This is a genomic window from Hominisplanchenecus faecis (assembly GCF_020687205.1).
Classification (GTDB): domain Bacteria; phylum Bacillota; class Clostridia; order Lachnospirales; family Lachnospiraceae; genus Hominisplanchenecus; species Hominisplanchenecus faecis.
In genome coordinates this window covers 50,685-68,348 of record NZ_JAJEQE010000008.1, presented here as the reverse complement: position 1 = coordinate 68,348, position 17,664 = coordinate 50,685, and the positions used below count along the sequence as shown (strand labels likewise).

Here is a 17,664-nt window from a genome sequence, read left to right as displayed (position 1 = left end):
CAGAGGTGGTGAAGCATGGCACACTACACAGAGTTTGGATATTACCGGGATGAATACGAAGGCAGTATCGAAAAAGAAGCGGATTTCAAAAAATGCAGACGCATTGCAGAAAGCTATATTGACCAGTACACACTGAACCGGATCACCGTTCCGGAAGCTGTGCCTGGTTTAAAGGACTGTGCCTGTGAAATGACGGAAGCGGTCTTTGATGTGTGCTATAGGGATGACGGGCAGGTAAAGAAGTCCGAAACGACAGACGGGTACTCTGTCACCTATGTGACGGAAGTGTCGGATGGGATAGACCGAACAGAACTGCTCGGGCAGAAGATGTACCGGATCTGCAGGCGTTACCTGCTCAATACCGGTCTGCTCAGCAGGAGCCTGAAATGCTGACCAACACTGACGCAACCCTCTACCACCGCCATTACAATCCGGCAACCCGTCTGGATGAATGGGATAGTACATACATCCCGGCTGTTTGGTGGTATGAGGCAGAACAGTCCAGTGTCACCACGGAAGGCAGGAAGACCGCGGATGCCTATACGGTCCGCATACCGGATATAACAGTCCTGGTCAAAAAGGATGATTACCTGGTAAAAGGGCAGTGCAGCGTGCAGATGAAGACGGCGAAAGACCTGGCCGGCACAGAACACTTCAAGGTGTCGGCGGCAAACTACAACCGGTATGGCGGCAATCCGCACATCAAGGTGACAGGGGGTGCATGATGGCAGAGACCAGGAAAACGTTCCAGATCCGGCAGCCGCAGGACGTCCGCTACAGCGGGCATGGCAGCGGCGGGATGTTCACGGCAAGGATGGAATGGGATGCCTCCCTTGCGGCAAGACTCAACGGAAACCTTGCAGAAGCACAAAAGTATGTGGATCAGACCTGCATAGACCGTATGGAACCGGAGACACCGTTCCGAAGTGGCACACTGCGGGATGCAGCAACACTTGGCACGGTCACCGGTTCCGGTCTGATCGTGCAGTCCACACCGTACGCCAGAAGGCAGTACTACGAACACAAAAAGCAGTCCAAATGGTTCGAACGCATGAAGAACCGGCACAAGGACAGCATCCAGAAGGAGGCGGGTAAAATTGCATGCGGAAAGTAGCATCATCGAGAGCATCCGCACATTTTTCCTGACCTGTCCGTTTTTACATGACGGCCGGGTCAACGTGGATTACCTGGGCGAGGAGATGAGTTACTCCATCGACCCGCTCCCGTGTGATCCGGTGATCCAGAAATATGTGGATGGCGGGAAAAAGAAACAGTACCAGTTCGCCATCTGTTCCAAGGAAGTCTATGACGAGGACGCCAGGGTGAATATCGAGAACAGCGGCTTCTACCAGGGGCTTCAGGAGTGGCTGGAAGAGTCCTCGGACAATGGGGAACTTCCGGAACTGGCAAACGAAAAACAACATGCAACAGCAGTTGAAACCTTAAACAGCGGTTACCTATACGATGCCGAAGCTAATCTTGCTACGTATCGTATCGAGTGCCGCTTAATTTATGAACAGGAGGCTTAAATTATGGCAGAAAAAAATAATAAAACGAAATTAGTCAAGAGAACCGGCAGGGTGTCCTTCTACGGCGTACCGGCCAGCGATGGGGCGGAGCCAACAGAATTTACCCGTATGGAGAAGTTCACGACACTTTCAGAGTCCAAGAACCCGACCACCTATGAACGCCAGTACGTGGACAAGGATTCCAGCGACAGCGACGTGACCGGTTACGGCACCTCATGGTCCTATAACTTCGACATGCACGAGAACAACCCGATCCTGATGGACATCGCATCCGTGCACGATGACGAGCTGACCGGGGAGACCAGGAACATCGTGGTCGTGGACTTCTTCGACAAGGGCGAAGCGACCAAAGAGGATGAATTCGTGGCAAGAAAACGTGAGTTCTCCATCCTCCCGGATGCATCCGGTGACGGAACCGATGCACTGCAGTATTCCGGGTCGTTCGGCGTGAAGTCCGAACCGGTCAAGGGCTATGCCAAGGTTGCGGCAGACGGCAAGAGCTGCACGTTCCTGGAAAAGCCGACCGTAGGCTGATGACCTGTGAACCCATTATATGAACCACTGCCGAAAAGCGTTGAGGTTGGGGACGTCCTGTACCCGGTCAAGACGGACTTCCGGGCAGTGCTGAAGCTGATCGGGGAAGTGAAGCAGGCAGGGGAGCCGGGCAGCCGGCTCTTTCTGATCCTGCGGTTATACAAAAAAGAGATTCCGCCGGACATCCAGGGGGCCGTCCAGGCAGTCACGGATTTCATTGCCGGCATCCGGTCAGCAGAAAAGGAAAAAGAGCGTGAAGGCAGTGGAAAGCAGACGTTCAGCTATGAGAAGGATGCACCGTATATCGTCAGCGATTTCCGGAACTATTACGGCATTGACCTGCTGGCTTGTAAATATCTGCACTGGCAGAAGTTCCAGATGCTGCTGGAAGGCCTGCCAGATGATTCCGGCACGAAAACCCGCATCGGCTACCGTTCGATCGATGCCGGAAAGATCAGGGACAAACAGGAACGCCAGCGGATCCAGAAGATCCAGCGGGCAATATCCCTGGAAGACGAGCGGGATGAGGAACAGATCGGCGACCTGTTCGCAGCTGCGATGTGGGGCGATTGATAAGAAGATGGGAGGCAGGAAATGGCAGACGGAACATTAAGATTTGATACTGAGATCGACGAAAGTGGATTTCAGAAAGGCCTGAAGCGGATCGAGCAGGCAGCCAAAGGGGCAACGCAGCAGACTGCCTCCGATGCACAGGACGCAGCAAAACAGGCAGAGCAGGCCGTTTCCCAGGCGGCAGAGGAAGCAGGGAAAGACGCAGAAAAAGCGGCAAAGCAGGTGGAAAATGCACTGGAAGATGTGCAGGAGGCAGCAGAAGATGCGGCGGATGCGGTTACAGATGCGGCGGAAGATGCCGGACAGGATGCCGCAGAGTCCGTGCAGGACGCTGTGGACAACATTGTGGAATCTGTGGAAGAAGCAGGCGAGAGTGCAGCGGAAGCAGTAGAGGATGCCATGTCGGACGTTGTGGACAGCGTTTCGGATGCGGCAAAAGACGTGGGAGACAGTGCCTCTGACATAGGCGACAGCATCGGGGACGGGTTCGAGGAAGGGACAGACCAGGCAAGTACAGCTATTGATGCCCTTGCACAGGCCCTGGTAGCTGCCGGGGTGACGGCATCCGTGAAAGCGATCACGGACGCACTCATGGGCTGCACGCAGGCAAGCATGGAGTTCGAAACGGCGATGGCCAAGGTTGGCACGATTGCAGATGAGTCGCAGAAGCCGCTCGGTGATATGCGGAATGAGATCCTGGCATTGTCCAGTGAAACCGGCAAGAGTGTCGGGGAACTGGCAGAAGCGACCTACCAGGCCATTTCTGCATCGGTAGCGACCGAAAGTGCGGTGGATTTTGTCGGCACGGCGAACAAGCTGGCTGTCGGTGGGTTTTCCGACACCACGACCGCCGTGGACATCCTGACGACCGCCATCAACGCTTATGGTATGTCAGCGGATGACGCGGCGAAGATTTCAGACGTCCTGATCACGACACAGAACTTAGGTAAGACATCCGTTGCACAGTTAGGTGCCAGCATGGGCATGGTCATCCCGCTGGCGGCGGCGTACAACATGGATCTGGAAGACCTGTCGGCAAGTTATGCACTGCTGACGGCCAACGGTACACAGACCGCCCAGGCGACGACCTACGTCAAGGCGGCCCTGAACGAACTTGGGAGCACAAGTTCTGTTGTTGGCTCAACGCTCAAGAAGAAAACCGGCAAGACCTTCGCCGAACTTATGGCAGAGGGCAATTCCCTCGGGGATGTTTTGCAGGTACTGGCGGACAGCGTGGACGGTGACACGACCGCATTCAACAACATGTGGTCGAGTTCCGAGGCCGGCGTTGGTATGTTATCCATCCTGAACAGTGGAACATCCAAATACAACAGTCTGGTGCAGTCCATGGAAGGAAGCACCGGGGCGGCTACAGCGGCGTTCGATAAGATGTCGGCAACCGGAGAATTTGCCCAGCAGCGTTTCCAGAACGCCACTGAGAACCTGAAAATAGCGATCGGTGATGAGCTTGCACCGGTGCTGATGGAACTCCAGCAGAGCGGGGCAGATGCGATGGAATGGGCAACGGAGTTCGTCAAGGAACACCCGGAAGTAGTGGCGGCAGTCACGGCACTGGCAGCAGCCCTTGCAGTACTGGCAGCAGCACTGGTCGGGTTACTGGTTGTTCAACAGGTTACAACAGCATTTACGAAGTTTTCAGCGGCACTCCTTGCAAATCCAGTCGGTGCGGTAGCAGTAGCCCTTACAGCCCTTACAGCGGCGGCCGTGGCATTCGGTGCGGTCATGAAAGACCGGACATCGGAGTCAGTAAAGAACCGGAAGGCGATCGAGCAGTGCAAGGATTCCTACGATGAGCTGAAAGACAGCATGGAAGAGCATGCGAAAGAGAGAAAAGAAAGCATCAAAAGTGCGAAAACAGAAGCGGCTACCTACCAGAACCTTGCGGACAAACTCTACGAGCTGGCGGATAAAACAAATAAAACAGCCTCAGACAAAGCACAGATGAACACGATCGTCGACCAGCTCAACGGAGCCATGCCGAAGCTTGGACTTTCCGTTGATGAAACAACCGGGGCACTGAACAGGGAGAAATCCGCAGTGGATGCCGTGATCGATTCCATGAAGCAGCAGGCACTTGCAAATGCTTATCAGGAACAAGCAAACAAGGCGGCTTCTGATCTGGCAGAGGCACAGATCCAGCTGTCAGAAGCGGAAGAAGTGCTCAACGACCTGCGGTCACAGGCAGTAAAGAAGATTAACGAACATAACGCTGCGATACAGGACGGCACAGAATCCGTGCAGGAAATGGCGAGCAGTTACGCAGCAGCCGGTGAACCGGTTGACAAATATGCATTGCAGCTGAACGCCCTGAACGGCCAGATAAAAGAACAAAAAGAAGTCGTTGCCGGCTTACAGGGGACAACTTCGGAAGCAGATGAAAGATACAACAAAATAGCGGAGAAAGCTTACGAGTATAAAACCGCTGTTGAAGAATCAAACCAGGGCGTATCAGACTCCGCAACAGAAATGTCCGATGAGGTCAAACAAGCCTATGAGGACATGAAAACGTCCATCCAGAACAGCCTGAAAGGCATTGTGAATGAGTATGAGGAATTTTCAGGCGACAAAGAAATTTCTGCTGAAGATATAATAAAACATATGCACAGCTCAGAAAATGCTGCGAATCAGTGGGTTCAGAATATGAAAACCCTCGCAGGCCGTGCCGGTGACGGTATGACCAAAGAATTGTATGACCACTTGTTAGAGTTGGGGCCGCAGAGTGCAAATCTCGTCAAAGCATGTACGGAAATGACAAAACCACAGTTAGAAGAATATGCACGGAGTTTTTCGGCGACAAGTGGCGAAGCAGTGGAGGCATCTACAGAGGAACTGTCAGCGATATCTGCGAACTGGGAGAATGCAGGGCAGGAAATTGCCCAGAAAGCAGGCGAAGTCGGAGAGAAGAGCGGCAAGGAACATACAGAAAAGGCAAAAAGCGGGATCGAATCCGGCCAGAAAGAAGTTACGGAGGCGGCTAAAAAAGGCGGAGAGGAAGCCGGAAAAGAGTCGCAGAAAGCAACCGCGGACGGAATCCAGCAGAATTCCGGACAGGTGTCACAGGCGGCGAGCAGTTCCATCCGGAAAGCGGAAGACGCAGCACTGGGATATTACAACGGGTTCTATAACGTTGGTGCGAACCTTATGCGTGGAACCGTTGCCGGTATGACAGCCAATTCCCCGGCAGTCGAAGAAGCTGCAAGGGCAGCGGTCAGAAATGCAGTTGCCGGGGCAAAAAAGGAAGGCAACATAAAATCCCCGTCCCGTGTCATGCGTGACGAAGTTGGTGAGATGCTGGCGGCCGGTATGGCAGTCGGCATTGATGAAGGTAGCGGAGATGTTGAGAAGAGTGCCAGAGACCTCGCCAAAGTGTCTGTGGATGCCGCCAAAGACGAACTGGGCATCCATTCCCCATCAAAGGTTTTCAAGGATGAGATCGGCAAGCACATCGTCGGCGGTGTGATCAAGGGCATTGAAGCCGAAGTCCCGAAGCTGAAAAAGACCATGAAAAAGATGTCCGAGGAAGCCGTCAAGGCTGCCGGTGAAGTGGATGCAGCAAAGGGCGGTTATTCTGATGCGGCGTCTGCGATCATGGAATCCATCACCAGCGGGCTTGACAAGCGTCAGGAACTCCTGGTTTCCAAGCTGGATAACAAGATTGACGGCTATGTGGATAAGGTTGTAAAAAAATACGAAAAACTGGCCGAAGACAAGAAAACAGAGGCGGGCAACACCACGGATGCAACGCAGAAGAAAAAGCTCCAGGAAGAAGCAAAAAAGCTCCGGAAAAACGCCAAAAAGATCAAGAACTATGCCAACAAATACACATCAACGTTCATGGATGCCCTGAAAGAAGGGACAGAGAAAGCTTACAGTAAGATCGAAGACGACTTAGACAAGAAGCTGGACGAGATCGCAGACAAGTACCAGAAAGCTTACGACAAGATCATCTCATTTCGGGACGACATGAAAAAGAAGATGTCAGAGCCGGCCAATATGTACGACCTGGACACCCAGCTGACACAAGTCGAGCGGTACCAGGAGGGGATGAAAAAGCTCAGGGACAAGATACCGAAAAGCCTGATGGATCAGATCCTCGGCATGGACCTGAACGAGGCAGACAACTTCGTGGAGCACCTGAATGCGATGTCGGAAGAGGAGCTGGAGGCGTACAAGAAGAAATGGGAACAGCTGCAGGGTTCGTCCGAAACCTACAGCAAGGAATTTTTCGAACAGCGTCTGACAGACACAAAAGCCGGATGGACGAAAGAAGTGGAAGAGGCAGCCAAGACCGCACAGGAAGCAACCGAAGAAGCCGGAAAGAAGATAGCCAAGAGCCTGATCAAGAGTCTGAATGGCGAAAAAGAAACGCTGAAAAAATCCATGCGGGGCATTGCAAAGGATATGATCGAAGCGTTTAAAAAAGCGTTTGGGCTTGGAAAATCAAATAAATCCGCGAAAAGCACGAAAACGTCAACAAATGCAAAGGGCACCACAACTTCGGGCAAGACAACGGCAAAGAAAAAGAAGGCAAAGGGCACCGATGATTCTGAGCTGGATCTGGAAACCCTGAAAGCAAATGCGGCAAGTAAGAAAAAAATGCAGAAGCTGGCAAAAAAAGGACGACTGTCTGAGGTGGGCAAAGTACTGGAAGCACTCCCGACACCATTCGAGGATACTGAACAGAAAAAGGCAGCATTACAAAAGCTGGATCCGAAGCTGTTGGCATCCCTGGACCGGTTCGAGCAGATGGTTAATCAATTAGGCAATTCCATAACCGTTTCAAATGCAGGCAATGCATCGATAGGGAAATTATTAGAAGCGGCAAGCAACCAGACAATACAGTTACAGGCAGAGCTGCATACCACGGTCGACCTGGATGGAAGGACGGTGGGCAAGGCGGTCACACCCTACGTCAATGAAAACATGAACACAATACGGAACCGGCAGAGGAGGGGAAGCTGATGGATGTACAGATCGGAAAGTATAAAATGGGCGATTTTGGGCTGAAACTGTTGGGTGTGGATCTTGGTACGCCGTCCGTCCGGAAAAGTACCGTGACCATCCCCGGCAGGAACGGTGCACTGGACTTGACGGAAGCCATTACCGGTTTCCCAGTGTACGACAATGCAACACATAAGCTGACGTTCGACTTCAAGGACGGCACTTACAGCACATGGCTGTCAAAAGCCAGTGACATCCGTGGGAAACTGCACGGCAGGCGGCTCCCGGTCATCTTCGGGGATGACGGCTATTATTACGATGCCAGGGTAAGCGTGGACAGCAGCAAGCTCAACCAGCATTACAGCCAGATCGTAGTCACACTGGATGCAGAGCCGTACAAGCTGGCACGGAAAACGTCACTGGATGACTGGGAATGGGACAGCTTTAATTTTGAAACGGATATCATCAGAGACTATAAAAACATCCCGGTACCGGGTGAAATCACGGTCGTAGGGGATGTGATGCCGACGGGGTGTGTTTTTGAAGCTTCGGCGGCGGTCACAGTGACATATGACGGAAAAAGCTACCAGATCCCAAAAGGGTACAGCACGGTGCCTGATATCCTGATCACAGAGGGCAGCCATACCATGCAGTTCGAAGGGGATGGCGGCACGGTTTCCGTAGAATACAGAGGGGGCAGGTTCTAATGTATAAGATCACGCTGGATGGTTCCAACCTGTACCATCCGTGGATAAGAGGCCGCTGCATTACGGAAGGGGCACTGACTCAGGAAGTCAACAAAAACGGCTCCTGTGATGTTTCGATCGTCCTGGACCATCCGCTTGCGGCATCCGTCCTGCGACGAAAGTCCATGCTGGAAGTAATCCGGTTCGGCCTGACGGGCAGTGAGAAGACGATCTACCGGGGCGTTGTGATGAACACCGTCGAAGACAGGAACATTGAGATGGAGATCCAGACAGAAGGCGACCTGGTATTTTTTCAGGACAGCATCATCCGTCCATTCCACAAGACTGGCACGGATGTACCGGGAAAGACAACGCCAGGAAATTATTTCAAGTGGCTGGTTAAGAAGCACAACGAACAGGTGGATGATTTCAAGCAGTTCCTGATCGGTCAGGTGACTATTACCGGGGAAGCGGCAGACCGGGAGCGGAACGATTACAGCACCACGAGGGACATAATGGATGAACTCGTCGCAGAAAGCGGCGGGTATATCCGAACACGAACCGTCGGCGGTGTGCACTATATTGATTACCTGGCAGAATATGAACAGGCAGGCGGCCAGGATATACGGCAGGGGCAGAATATAATTGATGTTACCAAGAACGTCAAGACGGATGACCTTGCGACACGTCTGATCCCGCTCGGGTCATCGACGTCAAACAACGAATGGCCGGTCACGATCGCAAATGTAAACGGTGGCAAGGATTACCTGGAAGACGCAGCAGCCGTGAAAGAATACGGTATCATCACGAAGACCGTAGAGTTTTCCGAAATACAGAACCCCACGAAGCTGAAAGAAGAAGGCGAAAAGGCGTTTAAAAAGATCAACGGGGCAAATCTGGTAACAGAATTATCTGCAATCGACCTGTCGGATGCCGGTTATGATGTGGATATGCTGAAGATTGGTGAAAAGGTTTTTTGTGCAGCACCCACGTACAACATACAGCAGCAGCTGCAGATCACGAAGAAGGTGACAGACCTGTTAAAACCGGCAAACAGCAAGGTCACGCTTGGCGGTACGGCATTAACATACACACAGCAACAGCTACAGGCAGGGCAGGGGCGTGTGAAGTATACAACAGTAACGGCGATAACGAATAGGCAGATTGATGAGATCTGCATTTACAGTTAAAAGAAAGGAAGAAAAACATTATGGCAAAATTTTTGGATACAGCGGGATTAACTTATCTTTGGGGCAAGATCAAGGACGCACTGTTTGAGAAAGTAGACAAAGTAAGCGGTAAAGGACTGTCTACGAACGATTACACGACAGCAGAGAAGAACAAACTGACAGGAATCGAAACCGGTGCGAACAAATATGTGCATCCGAGTTATACGGCGAAAACAAACGGACTGTACAAAGTGACCGTGGATGCAGCCGGACACGTATCTGGTACGACACCAGTTACTAAGACAGATATCACAGGCTTAGGCATCCCGGCATCAAACACGACCTACTCTGACTTCAAGGGTGCAACAGCTAATGCGGCAGGTACACACGGACTGGTACCGGCACCGGCGAAAGGCGATACGGGTAAACTTCTGAGCGGTAAAGGAACATGGGAAGCCATGACAATGGCCTATGCTGAGGAAGATTACACGCAAGCATCTGTTGGTCTCACTTTTGCAGGAAGTACCGTAAAAGCAAATATTCCAGTTGCAACTACTGGTAATATGGGTCTCATGCCTCCAGCGATGTTTTCAAAACTAAATGATTTGCCAACAGAGGCAGATTTATCTGGTATCTATGCGAAGAAATCCGACATTACAGGCGTGTATAAGTACAAGGGTTCCCTGGCAGATGCAACAAAACTGCCGACTACAGGGCAGGTTGCCGGTGACGTATACAACCTGGAAGCAGCATCTGACTACGGCCCGGCAGGTACCAACGTGGCGTGGGACGGCAAGGCATGGGATGCACTGGGCGGATTGTTTGTGGTCGATGCACTTACCAATGCCGAAATTGATGCAATCTGCGTGTAAAGTGAATTGATATAAGGAGGAAGGAACATGGCATATCTAGATAAGACGGGGCTTACTGAGTTATGGAAGAAAGTGAAAAGTTATGTGGATGCCAATGGCGGAGGAACACCGACAACGATTACAGGAAATGCAGGAACAGCTACAAAACTCCAGACAACACGGGCAATAGATGGCGTTAATTTCAATGGTACGACTGACATTGCCCATTATGCCGTGTGTTATACGACAGGATCGACCGCCGCAAAGACGGTCAGCCTGTCGAACTTCAAGCTGACAGCTGGTGCAAGAGTGTTCGTGCGGTTCAGCTATGCGAACACGGCCGGCAATCCTACACTGAATGTCAACAGTACCGGAGCGAAAGCGATCCAGTACAGAAACAGTGCGATACCGGCAAACCTGATCAAACAGTATGCAGTATTGGAGCTGGTGTACAGCGGATCGTATTGGTACGTGGTCGGGGATATTGATGCAGCAGTGGTTCTGTCAACAACAGCAGTAACTCCATCAGCAACAGGAAGCTGGTACTATTCTTCAGCAATCAGTTCCCTGGCGAATTATGATGAAATTCGTGTATGGCTGGAAATTGTGGATGGCCAGAAAGGCTGGGTTACACTTAACAGGAGCAATCCGGCAGAGACAGTAATTACTCTGTATCTTACAGCATCCTATAATGCTCGTGTTCAGTTGAAATGGGATACCAGCAACAATAAAGTGGGTGTATATGTCCGCAATATTGGATCCGGTTGGACAGTGAACCAGGTAAGTATCAAGCGTATTGAAGGGTTGAAACTGAAATAGGAGGGTGAAAATGGCAAGTATTACAGAGAACTTAAAAAAGATACTGGCGGCAGTTTACGGGCGTGATGTCCGGCAGGCAATCCATGATGGGATTGCAGGGTGCGATGAGAATATCAAAGCAGAATGCAGCAATCGAGAAAAGGCAGAACAAGAGTTCGCAACAGAAATACAGAATCTGGAGAAAAAGGAAAAGGAATCGAGTACCAAAATCCAGGATCTGGAAAATCAGTTAACAAAAAGTATCCAAAACTTGGAAGATAAAATCGCAATCGTAACAGCCGGTATTTTCGAAACAGTAGAAGCAGCAACAATAAATGCATTAAAAGATTGCAGATGGTATAAACATCCAACAACGTCAATACTTACCTCTATGCCGGCATCTCCTAGTAGGGGATATTATTATCAGAACACAAAAATCAGTGCAACACCTGGTAGTACATACAGAATAACAGTCTATGTAATGAATGCTGAACAGGACACAGAAAATATCATTGCTGTTGCAAGTGGTTCCGGAACGGACAGTTCCTATTCAGATTTCCGGGGATTGGATGTAACTCTGGAAGAGGGAATGCATGATTATTATGTGACTATACCACAAGGATACAATCTGTTGCTGGTTACTACAGAAAATTATGTTGCTGGAAATATTGCCATCAGCAAATTAAGATTATAACAGCAAGAAAGGAAACGAAACATGAAAAAAGAAATGGTTTGTACTATTACAGGAGCAGTCGGTGGAGCGATTGCGTCATTTTTTGGCGGATGGGATTCCGCACTGTACACGCTCATTATTTTCATGGCAATCGACTACTTATCCGGTCTGATTGTTGCCGGGGTATTCCACAACAGTAAGAAAACGTCAACAGGGACATTAGAAAGTCGGACAGGCTGGAAAGGTCTGTGCAGGAAATGCATGACACTGCTGTTCGTGCTGGTGGCGTACCGGCTGGATTTGGCAATCGGTGTGGATTACATTAGAGATGCAGTGATCATCGGGTTTATTGCCAACGAACTGATTTCAATCGTCGAAAATGCCGGATTGATGGGCATACCGCTGCCGGCAGTGATTACTGGGGCGATCGATATACTGACACAGAAAGCAGACAAGAAGGGGGACGCGTGAGCGTTCCCTCGATTAAAAAAAATAAAAATAACTCTTGACTTTTGTACGTACATGAATTAGTATATACGTACGGACAAAAGTGAGGTGATAAAATGTCCCCGAGAACTGGAAGACCTACAGATAATCCTAAAAATATTCGCTTTGAGGTTCGTTTGACAGAAGAACAGGCAAGGATGCTTGCAGAATGTGCAGAAAGTTTAAACACAACCAAAACAGATGTGATTATCAGAGGAATTGAAAGTATTCATCAAATAGCAGGTCGTATAAACAGAAAAAAATAAAGAAACAGGTTTCAGACTACCAATCACACAAACCTGTTTCTCAACAGAAGTTTCCTTCTGTAAATATTATAATGCAGGTGGAAACTTCTTTCAAGAACCAAAATTTGAAAGGGGTTTAAATTATGAATTTACCACAGATCGTAGAAGTCAAAGGAATTAGAGTATTAACTACAAGACAGATTGCAGAAGCATACGAAGTTAAAGAAATACAGATACATCAGAATTTCAAAAATAATAGAGTTCGATTCGTAGAAGGAAAGCATTATATATCTTTGACCGGAGATGAATTGAAGGAAGTTAAGAAGCACCTAGAAAAAATCGAGGTGGTCAAAAATAGAACTTCACACCTGTATCTCTGGACTGAAAAAGGAGCTTTGCTCCATGCGAAATCCCTTAACACGGACAAGGCATGGCAGGTATATGATTATCTGGTTGACTTCTATTTCAGAGTTAAGGAAAAAGAACCGGAGATTCCAGAAAAGAAAGAAGTAGTTCCGGCACAAGTAAAAACAGAACCAGTTAAAAGACGAGTTGCAATTCCATATATGGAAGAACCAGTATTTATTTTTAAAAATCTGCTGGCATTGGCAGAAGATCAGGATGTTGTTTTAAAGATTAAGGACATTCCGGGATATGACAGCATGTTAAAAGGGAAAAGGATTGCAGTTCATAAAAATCAGATGTTTGAGAAAGTGGTTTATGAAATGGCATATGAGCTGGCACATTATTTTGTGCATTATAATGCCGGGAATATCATAAATAGTCCTTTGGCAAAAGATTATAATGAACAGGCAGAACGTGCAGCTTTTATGATGATTCGTATGTTAGATATTAAAGCAAAACAGAAATAGGAGCGACATATATAAATTTAAATCAATGGAGAGCTTGGAAACAGGCTCTCTTTTTGTATACAAAAACGAAAGGCAGGTAGAGAATATGAGTTACAAAATCACAAACGCTATATCATCGAACCGAGTCCCGGCATGGGGCAACAAAAAGAAGTATATTGCAGTGCATTATCTGGGTGTGGTCGGCCAGAACCATGATCTGGCATCTGATGGCTGTGGTGCCCATTTCTATATCTATTGGGACGGCACTATCTACCAGCGTTGCAGTCTGGATGCGGTACCGTGGGCAGTAGGAACGGCAGGTTATTATGCACAGAAGCACCCGGAAGCCAACAACTATAACACGATCAGCATCGAGATGTGTTGCAAGTGTGACGGCAATGCCGCAAGTGCGAATGATCCAACATGGTATTTCACGCAGGAAACTCAGGAGGCGTGTGTTTGGCTGGTCAAGCAGCTGATGGGGCAGCTTGGAATCGCTGCAGACCATGTCCTTCGGCATTATGATATTGTCAACAAGGTATGCCCGGCACCGTATGTGCACAACAACCACTATAATACCAGTTGGACGTGGAATGAGTTCAAGAAAAAAATTGCCGGATCCGGCGACATTCTTCCGGCAACCACGAAACCATGGTACCGTGTCCGCAAGACCTGGAAGAACGCCAGCAGCCAGATCGGGGCATTTAAGACGATCAAGAAAGCCAAGCAGTGTGCAGATCAGCATGCCGGTTATCATGTCTACAACGATGCCGGTAAAAAGGTGTACACATCCGCAAAACTCCCATACAAGGTGCGGTCGAAAACCGCAAATGTTCCAATCAGGACAGGACCGGCCAAAACTTACAGTGCTGCCAGAACATTTTTGCAGCCAGGTAAGTACGAGATCGTAGAAGAAAAGAATGGATTCGGCAAGCTGAAAAGCGGTGTAGGATGGGTGTATCTGAAGAAAGTGGAGAGAGTATAAAGAGTCAGAAAAGGCTTGACAATACAAGAAAAAAATATATAGAATAGTAGCAGATTAAAAAGTAGTCAAAAAAGTAGTCAGAAGCAATAAAGATAAAAGAAAACCTGATAAAATCAAGCTGTAACGATGAGTGTCATCCTCACTCGTAATGAAGGGGTCGAGGGTTCAAGTCCCTTTTCCAGCTTGACAGAAAAAGCCCGAAAATACGGAAAAAACAAAAGAAAGAGCATCCTGTGAAAGGGTGCTCTTTCTTATAATTGACTAAGATTTGACTAACATTTTTTTATACATGTATATAAGAATCGAAACGATTAAACTGGCTGTTGTCAGAATATAGAAAGCGAGCGATAACATGAAAATATTAATCACAGGTGCTCATGGTTTTGTGGGCAATCGTCTGATGCAGGATCTGGATGATACGGTTGCGGCACCGTCCATGCGAGGTATGAGCGAAGAACAGATCCGAAACATGATTGAGAAAAGCAGAGCAGACGTTATCATCCATACAGCAGCAATCTCAGATGTCGGGACGTGTGAAAAAGATCCGGGGGCATCTTATGAAGCAAATGTGCGTCTGCCGTTGTTTCTGGCAAAAGCAGCGAAAGAACAAAAATTGATCTGTTTCAGTTCGGATCAGGTATACCGCGGATGTGCAGGTGAAGGACCATATAAGGAAGAGGATGCCAGTCCCTGTAATGTTTACGGCAGGCATAAGCTGGAGATGGAACAGAGGGTTATGGATGTGAAGCCGGATGCGGTGATGCTGCGGGCAGAGTGGATGTATGATTATCCGGCAGAAAGGTCAAATTATCTTCGTATGCTGTTAAACGAAAAGCAGGTTCTGACGTTTGGAAAACAGTACCGGGGGATCACCTATCTTCGTGAAGTTGCAGAAAATATGCCGAAGATTTTTATGCTTCCGGGAGGCGTTTACAATTTTGGAAGTGAAACGAAGCAGACGATGTATGATATCACCTGTGAAATGCTGCACTTCCTGAAAAGTGACAGGAAACCGGAAGAAGTGCCGCCGGCACATAATCTGTGGATGGACTGTACAAAAGCAAAGGAGAGAGGAATCCTTTTCAGTGATGCGAAGGAAGGGCTGAAACGATGCCTGAAAGATTATCATTTAACAAAAGACAGGGAATAATAGAACCGGGGATTTCTCACACGAGAAATCCCCGGTCTTTTATACAGAATCAATCAGAAATAAGCATACTTTCTGAGATGATCTGCAGATAGTTCATGTTTTGTGCAAATCTTTTACAATGCGATGGAATATCCGCTTTCATAAACCTGCCCATCGACAGAAAGGTAAATATCCCAGGTCTTGCCTTCCAGAGCAACCGGGGAAACCCATCCGGAAACGGTAACTTTTGTTGCATCGTCACCGGCAGTGCCATACTGGGTCAGTGCGTAAGCTTTTGTCTCATCTCCGCTTACTAAGATCACGTAAGCATCTTCCAGTGCATCGGAAGCTTTGTCTGTAGTGTACGCACCTTTCAAAGAGAATTTCGCATCATCCAGGGTAAATTCCCAGCCATCCGGAAGTGCTGCAGCATCATCAAGCGGTGCAGTGTAATCTGCGGTGGCAGTTTCGCCAAGTGTTCCAAGCAGCTCGCCTTTTGCATTTACATCAAGTGTGGCTCCTTCGGTATAGAGCGGCAGGCGGAGAGAACGGTAAGTCAGGGACGCATAAGTATCGCCGGAGATCAGAATCTCGTAAGCAAGTGTGCCGTTTGATACCTGGTCGATATGGGTGCGTTTGATCAGTCCCTGCTTCATCATGTCGGTCGGATAGTGATCATAGCGGTTGTTTTCTTCATCATAGAGGTTGGCACCGGCTGTGATCCAGAGCTGGTCTTTTGTGCCATCCAGGGAAATCACACCGGAGATCCAGTCAGAATACCACTCTGGTCCGCGTTCTTTTCCATACTCAAAGACCTGTTCGATTGTCATATCATCGGTGTTGATATGGTAAACGACAGCTCTGGAGTAGATATCATCGCCGGAAACACGGTTGTCATTATCGCTTAATTTTACTTTTGCAGTACCATTGTCAAACATCATAATATCACCGTTATCAAGCATAGTGATCTGATGCTGTGCATACTGCCATTCAAAATCATCACCGGTCGGGGTGAAGAAATATTTTTTATCTACGCCATTCCAGTTGGCAGGATCACCGAGGATCCAGGCAAGAGATTTGTCCGATTTGTGGATGGCGATGATCGCATCTTTATGGCGTGCAGAAAGCAGAACCAGATCATTTTTCTCATCGTACCACAGAGAATTATTATGGAACCAGTCGATTTCATCGGAACCGTCGGTTGCGATCGAAGCGGACTGTCCGTCTTCTTTGTCGATCGCATCGGCAGCGTTAAATTCCCAGACAACCTCGCCGCTTTCACGGTCGATCTCCACAACATAATCTTCTACGGTGGAAAGATCCGGACTGTCTCCGGCAACCAGCAGATTGCCGTCCGGCAGTTCCTGGAAATCGTGGTGCATACCACCCGGGATCATGTACTGGTGATAAATCTTACCGCTCAGATCGATTTCCTGAAGGCCTGCTTTGTAGTACATACTCTTCAGAAGAAAAGAAGTCGGCATCATCAGATGACCATTCTTCAGCTGATGAACGCCAAGTACTCCGCCATCTGTGAAGTACCAGCGGATGTCACCGGCACTGTCCAGTGCGTAGAGCATACCTGCAGAAGAGCAGACAAATGTCAGATTGGAATAATCATAGGCAGAATCATCACTCATGGTTGTCTCGATCGTGCCGACATTGACCTCAGTCTTTTCGGTGGTAACTTCTACGGTTGTGGAAGTGCCATCCTCCAGTGTCAGGACTACTTCTGTCGTATCGCCATTGTACAGCCCGTAGATCGGGACAAGATGATCCGTCGCAGCTTCGAAAGTTCCGGTAATGTCATCTTTTTCATCTTTTCCTTTAACGGTGACCGTGCCGCCAAGCTCTTTGTCCGTGTGGAAGGCAGCGACAGCAGTCAGCGGAGAATTGCCGTAAGGATTGACGATCACATTTGGTTCTTCAAAAGAATATCCGGCGGATGCCTCCTGCTGCAGGGCTTCATCAATGCTGTTCTGTTGCTCAAACAGATCCGTTTTTTCAAGAGAAGCAAAGGAAGCGGTCGTTGCAGATTCATTTTCAGAAACTGTTTCCGAAGAAATGCTTTCTGTTTCACTGTTGTTTGTTGTTTCAGAAGTCGAACCGGCGGAAGAACAGCCGGCGAGCAGAGAAACAGCCAGAGTACAGATGCAAAGACGGGATAAAAGCACTTTGTTTTTCATAAAAACA

Annotated in this window: 18 protein-coding genes and 1 tRNA gene; 18 read left to right on the top strand and 1 reads right to left on the bottom strand. The window is 48.8% G+C overall.

The genetic code is table 11. The features are described from left to right. Window positions 1–15: 15 nt before the first annotated feature. From LKD42_RS04120 to LKD42_RS04035, 18 genes are all read left to right on the top strand, one after another. On the top strand, window positions 16–393 hold the full coding sequence (locus tag LKD42_RS04120) for a head-tail connector protein (protein ID WP_248834886.1): 378 nt from the start codon (window positions 16–18) through the stop codon (window positions 391–393). Continuing rightward, entirely contained in the window at window positions 387–725 is a 339-nt protein-coding gene (locus LKD42_RS04115; protein WP_248834885.1) for a DUF6751 family protein, read from the top strand. The genes LKD42_RS04120 and LKD42_RS04115 overlap by 7 nt, the downstream gene beginning before the upstream one ends. Further along, window positions 725–1,114 carry a minor capsid protein gene (locus tag LKD42_RS04110; protein ID WP_248834884.1) on the top strand — a complete coding sequence of 130 codons (390 nt, stop codon included), beginning with the start codon at window positions 725–727 and terminating at the stop codon, window positions 1,112–1,114. Before LKD42_RS04115 ends, LKD42_RS04110 begins: the two co-directional genes overlap by 1 nt. After that, window positions 1,098–1,529: a hypothetical protein gene (locus LKD42_RS04105; protein WP_248834883.1), complete on the top strand. Its 432-nt coding sequence runs from the start codon at window positions 1,098–1,100 to the stop codon at window positions 1,527–1,529. The genes LKD42_RS04110 and LKD42_RS04105 overlap by 17 nt, the downstream gene beginning before the upstream one ends. A gap of 3 nt (window positions 1,530–1,532) precedes the next feature. Then, window positions 1,533–2,063: a hypothetical protein gene (locus LKD42_RS04100; protein WP_022118168.1), complete on the top strand. Its 531-nt coding sequence runs from the start codon at window positions 1,533–1,535 to the stop codon at window positions 2,061–2,063. 6 nt (window positions 2,064–2,069) lie between these two features. Beyond that, entirely contained in the window at window positions 2,070–2,636 is a 567-nt protein-coding gene (locus LKD42_RS04095; protein WP_248834882.1) for a Gp15 family bacteriophage protein, read from the top strand. 21 nt (window positions 2,637–2,657) lie between these two features. After that, window positions 2,658–7,619, top strand: coding sequence for a phage tail tape measure protein (locus LKD42_RS04090; protein ID WP_248834881.1), 4,962 nt, complete (start codon window positions 2,658–2,660; stop codon window positions 7,617–7,619). Continuing rightward, window positions 7,619–8,305, top strand: coding sequence for a phage tail family protein (locus LKD42_RS04085; protein ID WP_248834880.1), 687 nt, complete (start codon window positions 7,619–7,621; stop codon window positions 8,303–8,305). Before LKD42_RS04090 ends, LKD42_RS04085 begins: the two co-directional genes overlap by 1 nt. After that, window positions 8,305–9,474 carry a phage tail spike protein gene (locus LKD42_RS04080; protein WP_248834879.1) on the top strand — a complete coding sequence of 390 codons (1,170 nt, stop codon included), beginning with the start codon at window positions 8,305–8,307 and terminating at the stop codon, window positions 9,472–9,474. The genes LKD42_RS04085 and LKD42_RS04080 overlap by 1 nt, the downstream gene beginning before the upstream one ends. 20 nt (window positions 9,475–9,494) lie before the next feature. Continuing rightward, window positions 9,495–10,325 (top strand): hypothetical protein, encoded by an 831-nt coding sequence (locus tag LKD42_RS04075; protein WP_248834878.1) that lies wholly within the window; start codon window positions 9,495–9,497, stop codon window positions 10,323–10,325. A 27-nt stretch (window positions 10,326–10,352) separates the two neighbouring features. Continuing rightward, window positions 10,353–11,123, top strand: a complete 771-nt coding sequence (locus LKD42_RS04070) for a hypothetical protein (protein ID WP_248834877.1) — start codon at window positions 10,353–10,355, stop codon at window positions 11,121–11,123. 10 nt (window positions 11,124–11,133) lie between these two features. After that, window positions 11,134–11,796 carry a hypothetical protein gene (locus tag LKD42_RS04065; protein WP_248834876.1) on the top strand — a complete coding sequence of 221 codons (663 nt, stop codon included), beginning with the start codon at window positions 11,134–11,136 and terminating at the stop codon, window positions 11,794–11,796. A 21-nt stretch (window positions 11,797–11,817) separates the two neighbouring features. Beyond that, entirely contained in the window at window positions 11,818–12,246 is a 429-nt protein-coding gene (locus tag LKD42_RS04060; protein ID WP_248834875.1) for a phage holin family protein, read from the top strand. A gap of 92 nt (window positions 12,247–12,338) precedes the next feature. Then, window positions 12,339–12,527 carry a hypothetical protein gene (locus tag LKD42_RS04055; RefSeq protein ID WP_248834874.1) on the top strand — a complete coding sequence of 63 codons (189 nt, stop codon included), beginning with the start codon at window positions 12,339–12,341 and terminating at the stop codon, window positions 12,525–12,527. A 122-nt stretch (window positions 12,528–12,649) separates the two neighbouring features. Beyond that, window positions 12,650–13,378, top strand: a complete 729-nt coding sequence (locus tag LKD42_RS04050) for an ORF6N domain-containing protein (RefSeq protein WP_248834873.1) — start codon at window positions 12,650–12,652, stop codon at window positions 13,376–13,378. An 85-nt stretch (window positions 13,379–13,463) separates the two neighbouring features. Next, entirely contained in the window at window positions 13,464–14,342 is an 879-nt protein-coding gene (locus LKD42_RS04045) for a peptidoglycan recognition protein family protein (protein WP_248834872.1), read from the top strand. A 114-nt stretch (window positions 14,343–14,456) separates the two neighbouring features. Then, window positions 14,457–14,529: transfer RNA gene (locus LKD42_RS04040), tRNA-Leu, on the top strand. A 165-nt stretch (window positions 14,530–14,694) separates the two neighbouring features. After that, entirely contained in the window at window positions 14,695–15,492 is a 798-nt protein-coding gene (locus tag LKD42_RS04035; RefSeq protein WP_248834871.1) for an SDR family oxidoreductase, read from the top strand. Window positions 15,493–15,605: 113 nt separating this feature from the next. On the opposite strand, the gene LKD42_RS04030 is transcribed toward LKD42_RS04035, so the two are convergent. After that, window positions 15,606–17,657, bottom strand: a complete 2,052-nt coding sequence (locus LKD42_RS04030) for an aryl-sulfate sulfotransferase (RefSeq protein WP_248834870.1) — start codon at window positions 17,655–17,657, stop codon at window positions 15,606–15,608. Window positions 17,658–17,664 lie beyond the last annotated feature (7 nt).